This is a genomic window from Sporomusaceae bacterium ACPt (assembly GCA_041428575.1).
Classification (GTDB): Bacteria; Bacillota; Negativicutes; order Sporomusales; family Sporomusaceae; genus Sporomusa_D; species Sporomusa_D carbonis.
Window position 1 is genome coordinate 1,644,850 of record CP155570.1, and the last position, 18,567, is coordinate 1,663,416.

The window sequence follows — 18,567 nt, forward strand, 5'->3', positions numbered from 1 at the left end:
TACCATTCGATGCGCAATAATTTACACTTTTTCGGCAGTAGTTTAGCGGTTATTAGTGCTTTATCATTATTAACCGTCCAGGTTTTGGCTGCCGGCGAACCCGGTGAATACCTGAAATACCAGGAACCGCAACCAACAACATCTTCTTGGCTTGTGACAGGTGGCTATGTTATATCGCTAATAGTAACTTTTCTCCTAGTTCTTGGTCTTGCATATTTTACTTCCCGTTTTTTCGCACACAAGATGGCTGGGCCCGGAGGATTTGGAAGCGGTAAAATTCATGCCACCTTGGCTTTAGGCCCCAATCGTGCCATCTATGTAGTGGAAATAGCTGGAAAATTTATGGTTTTAGGGGTTACCGAACACAATATTACACTATTACAAGATATTACATCCCAAGCGGATATTGATCAATTAAACGCTGTAAAAAATTCCGGCTTGCCATCCGAACAATTTGATACCGTTTTTCATCGCCAGCTTGTTTTGCTTAAACAGATGCCTAAAAAATTTCCTGCTGTTTTCGGGTCAGACACTCATGAAATAAACGAGAAGGAGCATGAGAACGACAATAGGAAGAGGTAAATAGGGTGTCACGAGATGTTATATATTTAAAATTATGGAAACACCGTGTTTTTTTGGTGGCTGCAGCTTTGATAATTTGTTTTCCAGCGGTGGCCGGGGCAGCACCGCTAATCCCTATCCCCAATATCAACATCGGTGTTGAACAGGCCAATAATCCTAAGGATGTTGCCTTGAGTCTGCAGGTTTTGTTGACTTTAACGGTGCTGTCGCTTGCCCCGTCTATTCTAGTCATGATGACATCATTTACGAGAATTATCGTGGTACTGTCCTTCCTGCGCAGCGCCTTGGCAACACAGCAAATGCCCCCAAACCAGATTTTGGTCGGACTGGCTTTGTTTCTGACTTTTTTTACAATGTCACCATACTTCGATCAGGTTAATAAGAATGCATTGCAGCCTATGCTTGCCGGGACAATAGATCAGGAGACAGCAATCACAGAGGCAATGAAACCCATGCGCGAGTTTATGTTTAAGCAGACCCGCGAGAATGACTTGGCTCTGTTTGTAAATTTGTCGGAAACGCCACGTCCTAATTCGCCTGAAGATGTTCCAACATCGGTATTAATTCCGGCCTTTATCATTAGTGAACTAAAAACAGCTTTTCAAATTGGCTTTTTAATATATATTCCGTTTATTGTAATTGATATGGTAGTCGCCAGTACCTTAATGGCTATGGGGATGATGATGGTGCCACCAGTAATGATATCGCTGCCATTCAAAATTTTATTATTTATACTGGTAGATGGCTGGCATTTGATTATCCGGTCATTAGTTACCAGTTTTAATTAAAAAAAGGGGGAGGTTTATGTCGGGAGATACGGCCATCCAGATTGGCAGGGAGGCGTTAACCATGGTTATGCTAGTATCAGCCCCTATGCTTGGGCTTGGCCTGATAGTTGGTGTCTTGGTAAGCATATTCCAGGCCACGACGCAAATACAGGAACAGTCGCTTGCTTTTATACCGAAAATTATCGCCGTCTTTGTTGCTGTATTGGTATTTGGACCTTGGATGCTTAGTTTAGTTGTTGATTATACTCGAGAAATATTTATAAATTTGCCGAATATGATACGCTAGTCGAAAGGAGGCCGAACAGTTTATAATTAGAATAGGTGGTAAAAATATTGGATCTTTTTACTTTAATGCAAAGCCAGATAGGTTTTTTTCTACTAATTTTTGCACGAATGAGCGGGCTTTTTTCGTCAGCTCCTGTATTTGGCGCCCGCAACATTCCGGTAATGGTCAAAGCCGGACTGTCTTTGATTTTATCCTATATTTTATTGCCGCTTTTAGTCCGGCCCAATATTATTGTTCCAGATGCTTTGCTGCCTTATGTGGCGTTAGTTGCTGGCGAGTTTTTAATTGGTTTAATCTTGGGATTTGCCTGTTCGTTTGTTTTTTACGGAATACAGATGGCTGGCTCACTTTTAGATACCCAGATTGGGTTTGGCATTGTCAATGTTATGGATCCTCAATTTGGCCAGCAGGTTCCGCTTGTCGGCAATTTTAAATACATTTTGGCATTGGTAGTATTTTTGGCGACCAATAGCCACCATATTTTTCTGTCGGCTGTGTTTTACAGTTTTAAACTTGTCCCGGTAACTAAGGGAGTATTTAGTCCTAATATGTCAAACATCGTAGTTGATATGGTTGCCGGTATTTTTATAGTCGCATTTAAAATTAGCCTACCGGTATTGGTGTCTTTAGTGCTTACCGATGTGGCACTGGGTATTTTGGCGCGTACCATGCCTCAGATGAATATTTTTGTTGTTGGCGTGCCGGGCAAGATCATTGTCGGCATTTTTGTACTATCTTTGGCTTTACCATTTTATATAGGTTTTTTGGAGGTAATTTTCAGTGGCGCTTTCCATGATATTTATCGCCTTCTGGATGGCTTCGCACCAATCGACAGATAGCCGGTATAAATTGGCTGGCTTCGATTTGCAGTTGTTTAGCGGCGAAAAAACAGAGGAAGCTACTCCTAAACGTAAAGAAGAAGCCAAGAAAAAAGGACAAGTGGCCAAAAGTACGGAAATTAGTGCAGTATTTGTAATCTTGGCTGCTTTCTATACACTCAAGCTGTTGGGGGCTAATTTATATTTAGAATTAGCAGGCTATATGACGGAAATATTTTCTACTTTGACTACAACAGATTTTACCATTAACTCTGTTCAAATATTATTTCTAAACTTGAGTCTAGTTCTTTTAAAAACAGTATTGCCTGTTCTTTTGGTTATTTTGGTAACATCGCTGGCTATTAACTACATGCAAGTTGGCTTTATTTTTTCGACTGAAACATTAATGCCGAATTTTAATAAGATTGATCCTTTATCTGGCTTCCAGCGGCTGTTTTCTAAGCGATCGCTTGTTGAACTTTTAAAGGCTCTTTTTAAGGTGACCATTATCGGTTACTTTATTTACCGGTTTGCGATTATCGAGACAGATGCTATTCCTAAATTTATTAGTATGGAGTTGATAGATTCCCTTAAATTAGCCGGTTCTTTAATAATTGATTTAGCATTTCAAATTCTTAGCGTAATGCTGGTCCTGGCTGCTTTTGACTATTTTTACCAATGGTGGGAGCACAACCAGAGTCTTAAAATGTCTAAGCAAGAAGTAAAGGAAGAATTTAAGCAGACTGAGGGCAACCCACAAATCAAAGGGAAAATTAAGGAAAAGCAGCGGGCTATTGCCATGCGCCGGATGATGCAGGAAATACCTAAGGCGGACGTCGTAGTTACCAACCCTACTCATTTGGCTATAGCTTTAAAATATGACAAGACTATGTCAGCCCCGGTAGTTTTGGCTAAGGGCCAAGATTTTCTGGCTGAGCGAATTAAACAAGTTGCGCGGGAAAATAGGGTGGCAGTGGTGGAAAACAAACCGCTGGCTCGTGCATTGTATCCGGTTGTACAAATTGGTGATGCTATTCCACCCGAATTGTACCAGGCGGTTGCAGAAGTACTGGCTTATGTATATCGCTTAAAAAAACGCCTGTCCTAGTTGAAGGAGCGAATAAATAATGGCTGCTCAACAACCAACGCTGTTTGCAGGTCTGGCAAAATACAGTGATATTCTCATAGCGGTGGCCATTATTACTATTGTAGTAATGATGATTATCCCGCTACCGGCGCTGCTTTTAGATTTGCTATTAACACTTAACATTACTTTAGCCTTAATTATTGTAATGGTAGCCATCTATAATGTAGAGCCTTTGGAGTTTTCCGTATTTCCATCACTACTTTTAATAACTACGTTATTCCGGCTGGCGCTTAATGTCTCCTCAACCCGTCTTATTTTGCTTGACGGCCATGCCGGGGAAGTAATTGCCGCTTTCGGTAATTTCGTAGTTGGCGGTAACGCCGTGGTTGGCTTTATAGTATTTATTATTTTAATTATTATTCAATTTATTGTAATTACCAGAGGCGCCGAACGGGTTGCCGAAGTTGCGGCCCGGTTTACATTGGATGCTATGCCCGGAAAGCAGATGAGTATTGACGCTGACCTTAACGCCGGCCTTATTAGTGATAAAGAAGCCCGGGAACGCCGGAAGAACATCCAGCGGGAAGCTGACTTCTATGGCGCAATGGACGGTGCGAGCAAGTTTGTTAAAGGCGATGCTATTGCTGCAATTATTATTATAGTGATTAATATTGTCGGCGGCTTTGTTATTGGCATGCTGCAGCGTAATTTGGATGTTGTGCAGGCGCTGCATACTTATACCCTGTTAACTGTTGGCGAGGGGCTGGTTAATCAGATACCGGCATTGTTAATTTCGACAGCTACCGGTATTGTCGTAACCAGGGCGGCTTCTGAAGCTAACTTGGGCAAAGACATTACCAGTCAGATAATCACCAATCCCCGTGTATTCTTTATAGCCTCCGGTGTATTAGCCATACTAGGCATTATTCCCGAGTTGCCGGGCATACCATTTTTTCTCCTTAGCATTATAACGGGAGGGATCGGTTATGCCCTTATCAAAACTCAACAGTCCGAGGTTCAGATGGAAATGTCGCAGCAGGAAGAAAAGGAAAAAGCAGAAGTGCGCAAACCGGAAAATATTGTTTCTTTACTGCAGGTCGATCCTATGGAACTTGAGATTGGTTACAGTTTAATTCCCTTGGTTGATGTCAGCCAGGGGGGAGATTTATTGGACAGGGTGGTTATGATTCGCCGTCAATGCGCGTTGGAACTTGGACTAATAGTTCCAACCATCCGGATTCGCGATAATATTCAACTTAAACCTAATGTCTATGTAATAAAGCTAAAAGGTATTGAAATTGCAAGAGGTGAATTGATGCTTGATCACTTCTTGGCTATGGATTCAGGTTCAGTCTTTGAGACGGTACCAGGCATTGAAACTGTCGAACCGGCTTTTGGTCTGCCTGCACTATGGATTCAGGAAGCTTATCGTGAGCAAGCGGAGCTTGCCGGCTACACTGTGGTTGACCCTGTGTCAGTATTGGCGACACATCTAACTGAGATTATTAAATTGCATGCGGCTGAGATTCTGGGTCGCCAAGAAGTACAGACTTTAATCGAATCTGTTAAGCAGAACAATACAGCAGTTGTTGATGAATTAACGCCAAACCTTATGTCGCTAGGAGAAATTCAAAAAGTACTTGGTAATTTATTGCGGGAAAAAGTATCTATTAGAGACTTGGTGACCATTTTCGAAACACTGGCTGATTATGCTCAATTAACTAAAGACACTGAGATTTTGACTGAGTATGTTCGTCACGCGCTGGCTCGTCAAATATCCCGGCAATTTGTTAATAACAATATTTTGACGTGTCTTACTGTTGACCCGCAGCTCGAAAATACAATTGTTAATTCTGTGCAACGAACTGAACAAGGCTCATATGTCGGATTAGAGCCACAAATGGTGCAGGCTGTCATAAAAAGCCTTACCAATGAACTTCCTAAACTAACTAATATGGGCTATCAGCCGGTAGTTCTTACAAGCCCAGGCGCCAGACTATATTTTCGTAAGTTGACAGAACGTGTGGCGCCAAATTTAGCAGTTTTGTCATATGCTGAACTCGAAGCCAAAACTGAAGTGCAGGCACTAGGGATGGTGAGATTGTAGCTTGAAAGTCAAACTATTTACAGCACAAAATATGGCTGAAGCAATGATTCAGGTTAAACAGGATTTAGGCCGGGAAGCTGTTATTTTGCATACTCGCCGTTTTAGAAAAGGTGGCATTATGGGATTTTTTGGCAAAGAAATGGTGGAAGTTATGGCTGCCGTAGATTCTCCCGCAGCTACCCCTGCTGAAACGAAGGTACCTGTAGTCATGCCGGCTATTGCTTCTGACGATACCCAGATAACGGCATTGCAGCTTGAAATGTCCAATATGCGCAAAATGATGGAGCAAATGTTATGTAAACTATCGAAAGGGGATAAACAGTCCTCACCGCTTATGGATTTATTAATAAAAAATGATATTGAGCCGGCTATTGCTGCTAATCTCGTGAAAGGATTGCCTGATGAAAAATCAATTGTTGGCAGCGACCAAGGCATTGTTCATAAACTTCTATTAGACCGGATAAGTAATTACTTGCGAAAAGTTGATGGTATTGATGTAACATCTGCAGGATGCAAAGCGGTAGCTCTAATCGGACCGACTGGCGTCGGCAAGACTACAACAATTGCAAAGTTGGCGGCAAACTTTGCATTAAAGGAAGGTTATAAAGTTGCGTTAGTTACAGCTGATACTTATCGTATTGCCGCAGTTGAGCAGTTAAAGATTTATGGTGATATCATTGGTGTGCCGATAGAAATTGTATATTCACCAGATGAGCTTAAAGCCGCGCTGTACCGCCACAATGACAAAAACTTGATTTTAATTGATACTGCGGGCCGTAGCCCGAGCAATCAGTACCAATTGGCCGAGTTGCAGGCGCTTTTGTCAGTAGATCCGTATATTGAAACACATCTTGTTTTGAGTACTACAACTAAATATAAAGATGCGCTGGAAATAGTAAATAAGTTTTCGATTTGTTCTCCGCAAAAATTTTTGTTTACTAAAGTTGATGAAGCAAGCAATCTGGGTACTATCTTGAATTTACTGTATCATTTTCCGGCAACTTTATCTTATGTGACTACCGGACAGAGTGTTCCTGACGACATTGAGTTAGCTAACTCTAACAAATTGGCAAATATGATTTTGAGGAATTGACATGAGTGATCAAGCCGAAAAACTACGTCAAATGACACTAAATTCTTCAACTCCCAAGAGTCCGATTATTAAGCAAAGCCTGAAAAGCCGGGTAATAACTGTTACCAGCGGTAAAGGCGGGGTGGGAAAAACCAATTTTACCGTAAACTTGGCGCTGGCTTTGGCGGCTCTTGGGCAAAAGGTATTGGTAATTGACGCCGACTTGGGTATGGCTAATGTTGAGGTTGTTCTGGGGTGTTCCGCTTCTTATAGCATTCTTAATTTGTTGGAAAATGGGTTGAAGCTTACTGATGTTGTCGCCGAAGGCCCACGTGGTATTAAGTTTATGGCCGGAGGTTCAGGCATATATCATTTGGCTAACTTGAGTGATGCCCATCTTAAGCATATTGTGTCTCAAATATCTTTGTTTGATCATTGGGCTGATTTCGTTCTGATAGACACAGGCGCTGGTCTTAGCCGGAACGTCCTTAACTTTGTTATGGCTGCTGATGAGGTTATTATTATTACTACTCCCGAGCCTACCGCCATTACCGATGCCTATGCCATGATGAAAGCATATGCAGGGCAAAATGGTGTTGCACCGCTGAGATTGGTAGTTAACCGCATCTTGGACCAGGATGAAGGACAAATGGTTGTTGATAAATTGATGCGGGTGTCACAGCGATTTCTTGAAATATCAATCAATAATCTTGGTTATGTTTACGAAGACCGCAATATGATTAAAGCGGTAAAAAGCCAGGTCCCGCTTTTGATGTCGTTTCCAGAAACAATATCGTCGCGTTGTATTGAAAATATTGCTCAACGTTTGCTTTATGGCGAAAACATTCCTCAGCCCCATGGCGTGAAAGGTTTTTTTTACAAATTTTTGAAGTTTATGTGGTAGTTCCTCAAAAATGAGGAGGGATTTTTTATTAGTACTAAAATTGAAGATATATTTAAAGTTAATCAGCGGATAGAAATTATCGTTCCTACCCAGAGTGGACTTGCCGAGCAATACCGCAGCCGAATTGAGGATATCAATTCTGACAGCATGGTTATCGCCATGCCGATGAGTAAGGGGATACCAGTTATACTGCAACGGGGTGAAGTGTTTTTCGGACGGGTGGTAACTGACGGTGTACCGTTTGAATTTACCAGTACTCTACTTGGCAAACAACTTCAGCCACTGCCTGTGTGGACTATAGCTATCCCCTATAACATAAAAAAGATCCAGCAAAGGGCGTTTGTCAGGATTGATACAATGTTGCCGGTGAAAATTGCCGAAATTGTGGATGACAAAGTGATTGAAGACCAGATAGTTACTGCTGTAACCAAGGATATTAGCGGCGGCGGAGCGCAAATAGCAGTGAATCGTCCCTGGCAGATTGGTACCAAATTAATGGTTACAGTTACTTACCCTGAGATTGGTCCAATTACCGTAAAAAGTGAAGTTGTCAGAGTCCAGCAGCCCCAGCCTGACCGGATGATATTCTGGGTAGGAGTTAAATATCTCGGAATTAGTGAAAAAGACCGTAGCAATATTATTAAATTTATTTTTAGAAAGCAGCTCGAGCAGCGTCGTAAGGGTTTGTAACGATTTTTTATGGTATGGGTGGTGAGTTTTAATGATAAAGGTGTTGGTTGTCGATGATTCAGTATTTATGCGCAAACTATTAAGTGACTTATTTGCAGGTGAATCTGATTTTACTGTTGTTGACACTGCCCGTAACGGCAAAGATGCAATTGATAAAGTAAAACGGCTAAAGCCCGACCTTATTACCCTGGATGTTGAGATGCCGGTTATGGACGGTATTACAGCGTTGGAATCTATTATGAAAGAAAATCCTACGCCGGTAGTCATGATTAGCAGTTTAACCCAAGCTGGAGCCGAAGCTACCTTACGGGCACTTGAGTTAGGAGCCGTCGACTTTGTTGCCAAAACGGCCGGCCCCATTTCTAATATCTCTGGCATACGGACTGAAATATTGAGCAAATGCCGGGCGGCAGTCAAAGCCAATGTTTCTCAGCTCAGAAAAGTGCTGACTACCGGTGTTTCAACGGTGTTACCCAAGGTGTCCTTGCCCTTGGGCGTGTCAGCTGACGAATGTATTGTTGCTATTGGCACTTCTACCGGTGGTCCGCGTGCTTTGCAGGAAGTTATTACCAAGCTTCCTGGTAATATTTCTTGCGGGATTGTCATTGTCCAGCATATGCCGCCAGGTTTTACCAAATCTTTAGCTGAACGCTTAAATTCGCTATCTTCGATTACGGTTAAAGAAGCTGAGCATAATGATGTTATCTGTCCTGGACTTGCGCTCATTGCACCCGGAGATTACCATATGCTGGTGGTAAGGGAAGGGGGTAAGGCAATTGTTAAGCTCAATCAAAATCCCCCTTTGGGCGGACACCGTCCTGCTGTAGATCCAATGATGGAATCGGTGGCCCGCGCTTTTGGCAGTAAGGCAATAGGCGTTATCTTGACAGGCATGGGGCATGACGGGGCCAAAGGTATCCAAGCCATTAAGCGGCAGAACGGCCGGACTATCGCTGAAGACCAATCAACGGCAGTAGTATTCGGGATGCCGAAGTCAGCTATCGAGTTGGGTGTGGTTGATAAGATCGCACCTATTACCGGTATAGCTGCCGAAATACTTAGAGCCTTATCTTAGCAACAAAATTAATATGTAATACGGGGGTGTAGGATAAATGGACATTAGTCAATATATGGGAATGTTTTTGGAAGAATCGCGCGAACATCTGCAGACGTTAAATAATTGTTTGCTTGATCTCGAAAACGATCCCGGCAGTCTGTCGGTGCTTGATGAAATATTTAGAAGTGCTCATACCATTAAGGGCATGTCTGCTACCATGGGTTTTACTACCATTGCTGAGCTTACTCACGAAATGGAAAATGTTCTTGATTTGCTGCGCAAAGGAACGCTGTTTGCTAATGATGACATCACTGATATTTTATTTAAATGTGTTGATACACTGGAGCAACTTGTAGAAAATGTAGCATCAAACTCGGATGCGGTCGTTGATATTAAGCCGCTTGTTGCTAAACTTGCGGCTCTAGCTAAAGGAGAACCGGTTCCAGTAGTTAAAAGCCAACGGGTTCATTCTGTGGCAACCGACCAAGCTGAAGTACAGTCACCTCCAATTGAGCATATTGAACTTGACGATACTGAGATTAATGTTGTCAAAGCTGCTAAAAATCAAGGTATTGAGTGCTATGAAATTCAGGTTAGCCTGCGGGAAGGATGTCTACTTAAATCGGCCAGAGCTTATATGGTAATGAGTGCCTTGGAAGAACTCGGCGAGGTGATCAAAAGCATACCGAGTGTTGAAGATTTGGAAAAGGAGAATTTTGACAATAGCTTCCAAGTTGTCATTTTAACTAGTGTTGATCCTGAGAAAATCGAAGCCACTATCTCCAACATCTCCGAAATTGAGAAAGTAATTGTTGTGCCGTCAATAATTCCAGGAAACGAGCAAAAACTGCCCAAAGCTATTGAGTCTAAATATGGCAAACCAGATGCTGGGAACTTCGAAAAGAAACCTGTTGGCGATAAGGCTGATAGATCGTCAACTATTGAACACAATACTTCCAATACTGACAAAAAACTTAAAAGTGGACAATCGGTCAGGGTTGATATCGAAAAACTAGATACTTTGCTTAATCTTGTCGGCGAATTGGTAATTAATAAAACCAGGCTGGAACAAATTGGTCTTACCCATCGTCTTAGCGAACTTGTCGAGACGATTGAGCAAATGGACCGGGTGACTACCGACTTGCAGGCAGTAGTTATGAAAGTCCGCATGGTACCAGTAGGACAGGTGTTTAACCGCTTCCCCCGGATGGTTCGGGATTTGTCACGCGAATTGAATAAAGAAGTTAACCTTATTATCCAGGGTGAAGAAACTGAACTTGACCGTACTGTTATTGATGAAATCGGTGATCCTCTGGTACATCTTTTGCGCAACTCGATTGATCATGGTATTGAGCATCCGGCTGAGCGTCAGGCCAAAGGTAAGAATGCTATCGGGGAAATTCGTCTGATCGCCCGTCATGAAGGCAACAATGTCATCATTATGGTTGAAGATGACGGCAAAGGGATTAATCCTGATGTTATTAAGCAAAAAGCGTTGGAGAAAGGGCTTATTACTCAGAGCGAAGCTGACAAGATGGAGCCGTCTGAAGCAATTAGGCTTGTATTTTTACCGGGATTTTCCACGGCTGAAACAGTTACTGATGTTTCGGGGCGCGGCGTAGGTATGGATGCTGTTAAGACAAAAATTGAATCACTTGGCGGGATGGTTGATGTTGAAACTAAAATTAATGAGGGCAGCAAGTTCAAAATCAGGTTACCGCTAACGTTGGCCATTATCCAGGCACTGCTCGTAAAAGTATGCGAAGAGATTTATGCTATACCGCTTGGCGCAATTGACAGCACTATTAATGTTACTTCGAATGATATAAAAACCATTCAGAATCAGGAAGTTATCCTGCTTAGAGGACAAATTATTCCGATAGTACGTCTGGCTAACGTACTTAATGTTCCTAATACTTGTGTTCACAGCCAGGATGAATTGTTTGTTGTAATTGTCCATATGGGAGAACATCGTGCCGGGATAATTGTTGATACATTAATTGGTCAGCAGGAGATAGTAATCAAATCACTGGGCAAATTGCTGGCAGGCATTAAGGTCATCGCCGGCGCTACTATCTTAGGCAATGGTCAGGTAGCTCTTATTTTGGACGTTGGTGCATTAAAGCAATAAGCAGGGGGGGACGAAATGTGTCGGAAGTAACTTATTCGGGCAATGAAATTCAACTGGTGGTATTCAAACTGGGACGGGAAGAATATGGTATCAGTATTCTGCAAGTTCAGGAAATTAAGCGAATGACGGAGATTACCCGAGTGCCCCATTCTCCTGATTATATAAAAGGCGTAATGAATTTACGCGGTAGCGTTTTACCCGTTATTGACCTAAAGAAAAGGCTTAATTTGCCGCCACAGGAGTATAATGATGATACGAGAATCATCATTATAAAAGTTGAAGACATAACTGTTGGCATGATTGTAGATGCTGTTTCAGAAGTAACTACTATTGATAAAAATAATATTGAACCGCCGCAAGCTGTGGTAGGAGGTATTGCTGCCGACTATTTAAGCGGAGTAGGGAAAACCGAAAACCGGCTACTCATATTACTTAATGCTGATGCTATAATTGGCATAGGCCAGGAAGTTAAAGCCGGCTAATTATTTAGGTTAGGTATAGATGTAAAAGGGGTGGAGAAATTTGTCTGAAGACATATTAAAACTATCACCGTTGCAGTTAGATGCATTAAGGGAAATTGGCAATGTAGGCGCCGGTAATGCCGCAACAGCTTTATCCCAAATTATTAATCACAAAATTGATATGACAGTCCCGGAAGTATCAATTCTTCCTCTCGGTGATGTGCCGGAAGTGGTAGGTGGTCCTGATGCAATGGTCGCAGGTGTCTATCTTAGGGTATTTGGGCCGGCGCCTGGCAGCATCTTATTCCTCCTTCCTCGCGACAGTGCTTTTTGCCTGGTTGATATGCTAATGGGCCGCAAGCAAGGCGATACTCAACTCCTTAATTCTATGGACGAGTCGGCTTTAATGGAAATTGGCAACATATTGGCGGGAGCTTACTTAAATGCCTTGTCGTATTTTACAAAATTAACATTATTGCCGTCTATTCCTGCTTTGGCCATTGATATGGCTGGGGCTATCTTAAGTGTAATTTTGATTCAATTGGGTCAGATGGGCGATCATGCACTGGTAATTGAAACCGAATTCACCACAGATAATGATGGTGTTAAAGGCCATTTTTTCCTTATTCCTGATCCCGGCTCACTCGGCACAATTTTGGCGGCAATCGGGGTGAAGGAATAATGGCAGAACTAATAAAAGTAGGAATGGCTGATTATAAGGTTGGGCGTAGTCCTGACAGTTTAATTAGTTATGGATTAGGGTCTTGCGTAGGTATAGCTTTATTTGACCCCATTGCGAAAATCGGTGGTTTGGCTCATATTATGCTTCCTGATAGTACCCAAGCCCGCTCAGCTGACAACCCGGCTAAATTTGCTGATACGGCGCTTCCGTTAATGCTTAACGAAATAATTAAGCTTGGCGCAGTTAAGTCACGGGTTACGGCTAAGATTGCCGGTGGCGCACAAATGTTTACTTTTACCAATACTACCGATATCATGCGGGTAGGAGAACGGAATGCTGAGGCAGTACGTTTTGTACTTAAAAAACTTGAAATAAAACTAATGGCGGAAGATACCGGCGGTAATTATGGCCGGACTGTTGAATTAAAGCTTGATAATGGAATTTTTCGGGTAAAGACTATTGATAAGGGTGAAAAAGAACTATAAAGGAGGAAGGACTATGACGCTAAAGTTGCGGTTTGGTTTATATCTGGCGCTTGGAGCCGGTATTCTAACCTTATTGGTTGGTGCTTTTAATAGTGTCACCCTAGTTACTGTTTTATACCGCACATTAGTATCGTTAGTCCTTTTTGCAGTTTTAGGATACACGTGCGGTCAATTTGCGGAACGCTTTTTGCAAGAAAAACTTGCTGAAACAATGCCTAAAGGCCGGAATATTGACATTGTAAGCCATAATGAACATGGGGATGAACTGTCTGTGCCTGCTGCCGAATTTAAACCCCTGAATCCTGACAATTTTGAAAACATAACACTGACGCAAAAGTAAGGAGGGAGGGGTAAGCGCCAATGGTAGGTAACAACACTGAACAGAAGGCTGCTAACACACTCAAGCTTTGGCGGGAGTATACGATTAACCGGAGCCCGGAGATTCGGGAAAAACTTATTGAAATCTACCTGCAATTAGTTAAACTAGTAGCGGGACGTATTGCCGTCAGCCTCCCTCAACATGTTGATAAAGATGATTTGATCAGCAACGGTTTTTTTGGCCTGATGGAATCAATTGACCGGTTTGATCCTGATCGGGGGATTAAATTTGAAACCTATGCAGTAGTACGCATTCGGGGAGCTATTCTGGATTCGTTACGAGCTCAGGATTGGATTCCGGCTACTATTAGGCAAAAAGCTCGGCAGTATGAGCAGACTGTTGCTAAACTAGAACATGCGCTGGGGCGTTCTGTAAGTGATGAAGAGATTGCTATGGCAATGAAAATCTCGCTCAATGAACTTTATACACTTATTAATCATTTAAATTCCAGCACACTTATTCCGCTGGAAGAGTTTGCCAAAACCGAAACAGCTTCCCAACATACGCCGAATCCTGCTCAACGCGTTGAGGAGGAAGAAGTAAAAGCCATGCTAGCAAAAAGTATTGACAAATTACCGGAAAAAGAACGTTTGGTAATAAGCCTTTATTATTATGAAGGACTAACTTTAAAAGAGATAAGCTTAATACTAAAATTGTCTGAAGCACGCATCTCGCAGCTTCATACTAAAGCCATATTCCGCTTGCGTGGGGCCTTATCAAGATTAAAATCAAGCCTAGTTTAATTTTTTCCTTAATATTTATATCGACGTAGCGGTATTGGAGTGGGGGAGAGACATATGGATAGCAATGAACGCTTTCTCAAACAGGCAGATGGTAAAACTAGCTCGCTTGATGGTTATTTTACTATTTCAACTGAGGCCGATGGTATTTATATAGCTGTTTATCCACCGCTAGATGAAGGGCAGCCGGTAAAAGCCCCGCAAATCATCCAAAACTTAGCAGAGCGGGGTATCAGCAAAGTAGATAATGTTTTACTGACGCGCACTATAAAGGATGCCTTGGGAACTCCGGTAAAGATTGCTGACATACCTGTTAAAGTCGAGCCTGATGTCCAAGTGCTTGTTTCCAGGGATAGGATGGAGGCTTCACTACAGATTCATTTGCCTAACGGTTGCCGACCGGTGGTTATTGATGATGTTATGGATAAAATTAAGAATGCAGGTATTGTTTATGGAATTGATAGTGCAGCAATAGAAAATGCGCTTGCACGTCCTGGAATTACTGTAACCTGTGCAAAAGGACTAAGACCTGTTGATGGGAATAATGCCTATATCAAATATCATGTTGATTTAGAAAATAAAGGACGGCCTGTAGAGATGGAATATGGCCGGGTCGACTTTAAGAATCTTAATATGTTTACTATTGTTCAAAAAGATGAACTATTGGCCGAAAAAATTCCCGCTACGCCCGGAACGCCAGGAATTGATATTTTGGGAAATGAAGTTCCGGCCAAACATGGCAGGGATTTGTTGTTACCAACAGGAAAAAATGTTTATGTTGTTGAGGGATTGAAGGTGCATGCCGCCCAAGCCGGCCAGCTTGTTATTGCCAATAATAAGATCAATGTAATACCGGTTATTGAGGTTAAAGGCGATGTTGACTTATCTACAGGTAATATTGATTTTGTTGGTAGTGTACTCGTACAGGGGTCAGTTCAAACCGGCTTTACTGTTAAAGCTGAAGGTAATGTGGAGATTGCCGGAAATGTTAGCGGTGGGGTTGTCGAAGGAAAAAATGTTATTGTGCGCATGGGTATTCAGGGAATGCACCGTGGGTATATAAAGGCAGTTGAAAACTTAGTTACTAAATATATTGAAAACGCAACAGTTTATGCCGGTAAAGACGTTATTGTCAGCGATGTTATTTTACATAGTCAGGTAAGTGCCGCTAAGCGGGTAATTGTGGAAGAACGTCGTGGTCTTATTGTGGGAGGCCAGGTATCGGCTGGTGAGGAAATTAGGGCAAAAATAATTGGTACCAATTCAGCCACTAATACAGATATAGAAGTCGGTGTAAATCCACAATTGCGGGAAGAATATCAAGTGTTGCGCAAAGAAGCTCGAAAGTTAGAATTTAACCTTGAGCAAACGCAGAAAGCTCTCAACATATTACGGGCTATGGATCAGGCTACTTTGGCACCTGATAAACGTCAGATGTTGCTTAAACTTACTAAAGCTCAGTTCCATTTAATGGGTCAGACGGAAACTATACGTAATAGGATTGCTGAAATTGAATTAGCCTTGGAAGAAATGCGATATGGAAATATTAAGGTAGCAGATACTGTTTATCCTGGAGTTAAACTGGTAGTAGGCACTATGGTAAAGCCGGTCAGAGATGTTATTAAGTTTGCCAATTTTTATGCGGAAGACGGAGAAATCAAAACAGGTCCTTATAAATAGTAGTATCTACCAATTTTAGTGGAGCTTTATTTTATATATTGGGGCGGTGATGTAATGAGCATTAGGTCAATTGATATGCAGGTGCTTATTCCAAGGGCAACAGAAGTCGGTAAGCACCAGCAGAATATTGCTCAACAAAGTACGGTGCAGCAACAGCAGTTTGCCGAACAAATGCAAAAAACGGCCGAAGTGCGTCAGCATCAAGTTCAAAGCCTGGTTAAAAGCCAGGGTGGAAAAGTTGAACGAGATGAGACAAAAGAAAAGCAAAGCAAACATCGTTCTAATGGCTATCTTCGGCAGGACACCGCTATAGACCGGGATGATACAGCTGACCACGAAAATACAGAAAATACTACTGTAGGTCGGGACCCAGCGCTTGGACATATTATTGACATAAAAACATAATAATTAGTGAGGTGCCGCCCGTGCTTAGCGGTGTTATTGTTTCAGTGCTTGTCATATTGCTCTTGGCTTTTTTTTTAATATATAAAAAAGAAATGATTATCAAGATGTTTGCCCTTAATGTGTCGACACCGGCAAATGAATTTGCCCAGCAGCTAGAACAAACGGCTGATTCTGTAATCAAACGGCTTGAAGATGAGGCAGCGCATCTTGAATTATTGCTGGATGAAGCGGAAGCTAAAATAGCTATGCTCGGTCAACAACTTGAATGTGCCAATCGTATTATTGAACAGTTAACTGGCTTAGAAAACAAGCAGGATACGGTCGAACAAAGCCGAGAAACCATTAAAGCCGTTGACACTCGAAATCTGCCGGCGATTGTAACGGAGACGGATAAGACCAAATCCCTGAATATAATTGAGAAAAAACTGCCGGGTGCGGTAGCTAAAAAGCCTATAATTGGTGAAAAGCACAGGCTTATTATTGCTATGGCCGAGCAGGGGTACACTGTAACAGAGATTGCCAAAGCTACTGGTATGGGCAGAGGCGAGATAATGCTTTTGCTACAATTGAATAATAAATAGGGCAGTTGGTATAATAAAGAGCGAAAAAGAAGAATTAATAAGTATTTTGACTTGTTATTAACGCCAAATTATGCTATACTACTTTTCGGTGTTATTCCACACGCAATCTAATTTTGCTACTGTGCCAGAAATGGTGGAGGCAAAAAATGCAGGTTGCGGCGGTAATTTAACAGGAGGTGCTTATTTTGTCAGTAATTTCTATGAAACAACTTCTGGAAGCTGGTGTGCATTTCGGTCACCAAACCAGAAGATGGAATCCCAAAATGGCTCCATATATTTTCACGGAGCGAAACGGTATCTATATAATAGACCTGCAAAAAACAGTAAAAAAAGTAGAAGAAGCGTATAATTTTGTGCGCGACCTAGCTGCCCAAGGACAAACTATGCTGTTTGTAGGTACTAAAAAGCAAGCTCAGGAAGCTGTCAAAGAAGAGGCTATCAGATGTGACATGTTCTATGTCAATGAAAGATGGCTTGGTGGTATGCTGACCAATTTCCAAACCATTCAAAAGCGTATTAATAGACTGCGTGAATTAGAAGACATGGAAGCAAAAGGCATGTTTGAAGTGCTGCCTAAAAAAGAAGTAATTACTTTGCGCCACGAGATGGAACGGTTGCAAAAATTCCTCGGCGGTATCAAGAATATGCATAAACTACCGGGGGCTTTGTTTATTATTGATCCGCGTAAAGAGCGTATTGCTGTGGCTGAAGCCCGTAAGTTAGGTATTCCTATTGTTGGTATTGTTGATACTAACTGTGACCCTGATGAAATTGACTATGTTATTCCCGGTAATGATGACGCTATTCGCGCTGTTAAATTACTTACCGCGAAAGTTGCTGACGCTGTCCTGGAAGGCCGCCAAGGCGAACAAATGGCAGAGTAAACTATTATGTACAGAATAAAGGTAAGGGGCTTATTACCCTCTTACCTTTAATAATAGTTGGGAGGATTTAAAATGATAACGGCTGAAATGGTTAAAGAATTGCGTGAACGCACTGGCGCCGGCATGATGGATTGCAAAAAAGCGCTGACCGAAACTAATGGAGATATGGACAAGGCCATTGATTATTTACGGGAGAAAGGACTGGCTGCTGCTGCGAAAAAAGCTAGCCGGGTAGCTTCCGAAGGACTTGTTGAAGCTTACATACATGGGGGAGGGCGTATTGGTGTTCTCCTTGAAGTCAACTGCGAAACAGACTTTGTTGCCAAGACTGACGGTTTTAAAGCATTGGTGCGCGATGTGGCCATGCAAATAGCTGCTGCCAATCCAATTTATGTAGCCCGCCAGGAAGTACCTGAGGAAGTACTAAACCATGAACGGGAAATTTTGCGGGCTCAGGCGCTTAATGAAGGTAAGCCGGCTCATATTGTTGAAAAAATGATTGAAGGTCGTTTGGAAAAATATTATAAAGAAGTATGCCTGTTGGAACAACCTTTCATTAAAGATCCAGATAAAACTGTCTCACAGCTGATTACTGAGAGTATTGCTAAAATTGGTGAAAATATCTCAGTGCGGCGCTTTACCCGCTATCAACTGGGTGAAGGCATTGAGAAAAAGGCCAATGATTTTGCGGCTGAAGTAATGGCTGCTGTGAAGAAATAAGAGAACACTAAGTGTTCTCTTTTTTCTA

21 protein-coding genes are annotated in these 18,567 nt (G+C 42.1%); all 21 read left to right on the forward strand.

Annotated elements, in window-relative coordinates:
* Positions 1 to 9 precede the first annotated feature (9 nt).
* The 21 genes from fliO to tsf all read left to right on the forward strand — a co-directional run bounded on the left by fliO (position 10) and on the right by tsf (position 18,539).
* On the forward strand, positions 10 to 582 hold the full coding sequence (gene fliO, locus SCACP_RS08305) for a flagellar biosynthetic protein FliO (protein ID WP_425060869.1): 573 nt from the start codon (positions 10 to 12) through the stop codon (positions 580 to 582).
* A 53-nt stretch (positions 583 to 635) separates the two neighbouring features.
* Positions 636 to 1,370: a flagellar type III secretion system pore protein FliP gene (fliP, locus tag SCACP_RS08310; RefSeq protein ID WP_425061358.1), complete on the forward strand. Its 735-nt coding sequence runs from the start codon at positions 636 to 638 to the stop codon at positions 1,368 to 1,370.
* Positions 1,371 to 1,386: 16 nt separating this feature from the next.
* On the forward strand, positions 1,387 to 1,656 hold the full coding sequence (fliQ, locus tag SCACP_RS08315) for a flagellar biosynthesis protein FliQ (protein WP_425060870.1): 270 nt from the start codon (positions 1,387 to 1,389) through the stop codon (positions 1,654 to 1,656).
* Positions 1,657 to 1,763: 107 nt separating this feature from the next.
* Positions 1,764 to 2,495: a flagellar biosynthetic protein FliR gene (gene fliR, locus SCACP_RS08320; protein ID WP_425060871.1), complete on the forward strand. Its 732-nt coding sequence runs from the start codon at positions 1,764 to 1,766 to the stop codon at positions 2,493 to 2,495.
* The gene (gene flhB / locus SCACP_RS08325) at positions 2,437 to 3,582 is read left to right on the forward strand and encodes a flagellar biosynthesis protein FlhB (protein WP_425060872.1); all 1,146 of its coding nucleotides are present in this window, start codon (positions 2,437 to 2,439) and stop codon (positions 3,580 to 3,582) included. The genes fliR and flhB overlap by 59 nt, the downstream gene beginning before the upstream one ends.
* Positions 3,583 to 3,601: 19 nt before the next feature.
* Positions 3,602 to 5,668, forward strand: coding sequence for a flagellar biosynthesis protein FlhA (flhA, locus tag SCACP_RS08330; RefSeq protein ID WP_425060873.1), 2,067 nt, complete (start codon positions 3,602 to 3,604; stop codon positions 5,666 to 5,668).
* A 1-nt stretch (position 5,669) separates the two neighbouring features.
* On the forward strand, positions 5,670 to 6,761 hold the full coding sequence (gene flhF, locus SCACP_RS08335; RefSeq protein WP_425060874.1) for a flagellar biosynthesis protein FlhF: 1,092 nt from the start codon (positions 5,670 to 5,672) through the stop codon (positions 6,759 to 6,761).
* 1 nt (position 6,762) lies between these two features.
* On the forward strand, positions 6,763 to 7,644 hold the full coding sequence (locus tag SCACP_RS08340) for a MinD/ParA family protein (RefSeq protein ID WP_425060875.1): 882 nt from the start codon (positions 6,763 to 6,765) through the stop codon (positions 7,642 to 7,644).
* Between the two features lie 48 nt (positions 7,645 to 7,692).
* Positions 7,693 to 8,334, forward strand: coding sequence for a flagellar brake protein (locus tag SCACP_RS08345; RefSeq protein ID WP_425061359.1), 642 nt, complete (start codon positions 7,693 to 7,695; stop codon positions 8,332 to 8,334).
* A 31-nt stretch (positions 8,335 to 8,365) separates the two neighbouring features.
* The gene (locus tag SCACP_RS08350; RefSeq protein WP_425060876.1) at positions 8,366 to 9,409 is read left to right on the forward strand and encodes a protein-glutamate methylesterase/protein-glutamine glutaminase; all 1,044 of its coding nucleotides are present in this window, start codon (positions 8,366 to 8,368) and stop codon (positions 9,407 to 9,409) included.
* A 37-nt stretch (positions 9,410 to 9,446) separates the two neighbouring features.
* Positions 9,447 to 11,522 (forward strand): chemotaxis protein CheW, encoded by a 2,076-nt coding sequence (locus SCACP_RS08355; RefSeq protein ID WP_425060877.1) that lies wholly within the window; start codon positions 9,447 to 9,449, stop codon positions 11,520 to 11,522.
* 17 nt (positions 11,523 to 11,539) lie between these two features.
* Positions 11,540 to 12,004, forward strand: a complete 465-nt coding sequence (locus SCACP_RS08360) for a chemotaxis protein CheW (protein ID WP_425060878.1) — start codon at positions 11,540 to 11,542, stop codon at positions 12,002 to 12,004.
* A 40-nt stretch (positions 12,005 to 12,044) separates the two neighbouring features.
* A complete protein-coding gene (locus SCACP_RS08365; RefSeq protein WP_425060879.1) occupies positions 12,045 to 12,665 on the forward strand; it encodes a chemotaxis protein CheC in 621 nt (206 codons plus the stop codon).
* Complete coding sequence (locus SCACP_RS08370) at positions 12,665 to 13,150, forward strand: chemotaxis protein CheD (protein WP_425060880.1); 486 nt, start codon at positions 12,665 to 12,667, stop codon at positions 13,148 to 13,150. The genes SCACP_RS08365 and SCACP_RS08370 overlap by 1 nt, the downstream gene beginning before the upstream one ends.
* 13 nt (positions 13,151 to 13,163) lie before the next feature.
* A complete protein-coding gene (locus SCACP_RS08375; protein ID WP_425060881.1) occupies positions 13,164 to 13,490 on the forward strand; it encodes a hypothetical protein in 327 nt (108 codons plus the stop codon).
* A 20-nt stretch (positions 13,491 to 13,510) separates the two neighbouring features.
* Complete coding sequence (locus SCACP_RS08380) at positions 13,511 to 14,272, forward strand: FliA/WhiG family RNA polymerase sigma factor (RefSeq protein WP_425060882.1); 762 nt, start codon at positions 13,511 to 13,513, stop codon at positions 14,270 to 14,272.
* Positions 14,273 to 14,326: 54 nt separating this feature from the next.
* Positions 14,327 to 15,949, forward strand: coding sequence for a DUF342 domain-containing protein (locus SCACP_RS08385; protein ID WP_425060883.1), 1,623 nt, complete (start codon positions 14,327 to 14,329; stop codon positions 15,947 to 15,949).
* A 54-nt stretch (positions 15,950 to 16,003) separates the two neighbouring features.
* Positions 16,004 to 16,354 carry a hypothetical protein gene (locus SCACP_RS08390; RefSeq protein ID WP_425060884.1) on the forward strand — a complete coding sequence of 117 codons (351 nt, stop codon included), beginning with the start codon at positions 16,004 to 16,006 and terminating at the stop codon, positions 16,352 to 16,354.
* Between the two features lie 20 nt (positions 16,355 to 16,374).
* Complete coding sequence (locus tag SCACP_RS08395; RefSeq protein WP_425060885.1) at positions 16,375 to 16,935, forward strand: DUF6115 domain-containing protein; 561 nt, start codon at positions 16,375 to 16,377, stop codon at positions 16,933 to 16,935.
* Between the two features lie 185 nt (positions 16,936 to 17,120).
* The gene (gene rpsB / locus SCACP_RS08400) at positions 17,121 to 17,819 is read left to right on the forward strand and encodes a 30S ribosomal protein S2 (protein ID WP_425060886.1); all 699 of its coding nucleotides are present in this window, start codon (positions 17,121 to 17,123) and stop codon (positions 17,817 to 17,819) included.
* Between the two features lie 72 nt (positions 17,820 to 17,891).
* Positions 17,892 to 18,539, forward strand: a complete 648-nt coding sequence (tsf, locus tag SCACP_RS08405; protein WP_425060887.1) for a translation elongation factor Ts — start codon at positions 17,892 to 17,894, stop codon at positions 18,537 to 18,539.
* Positions 18,540 to 18,567 lie beyond the last annotated feature (28 nt).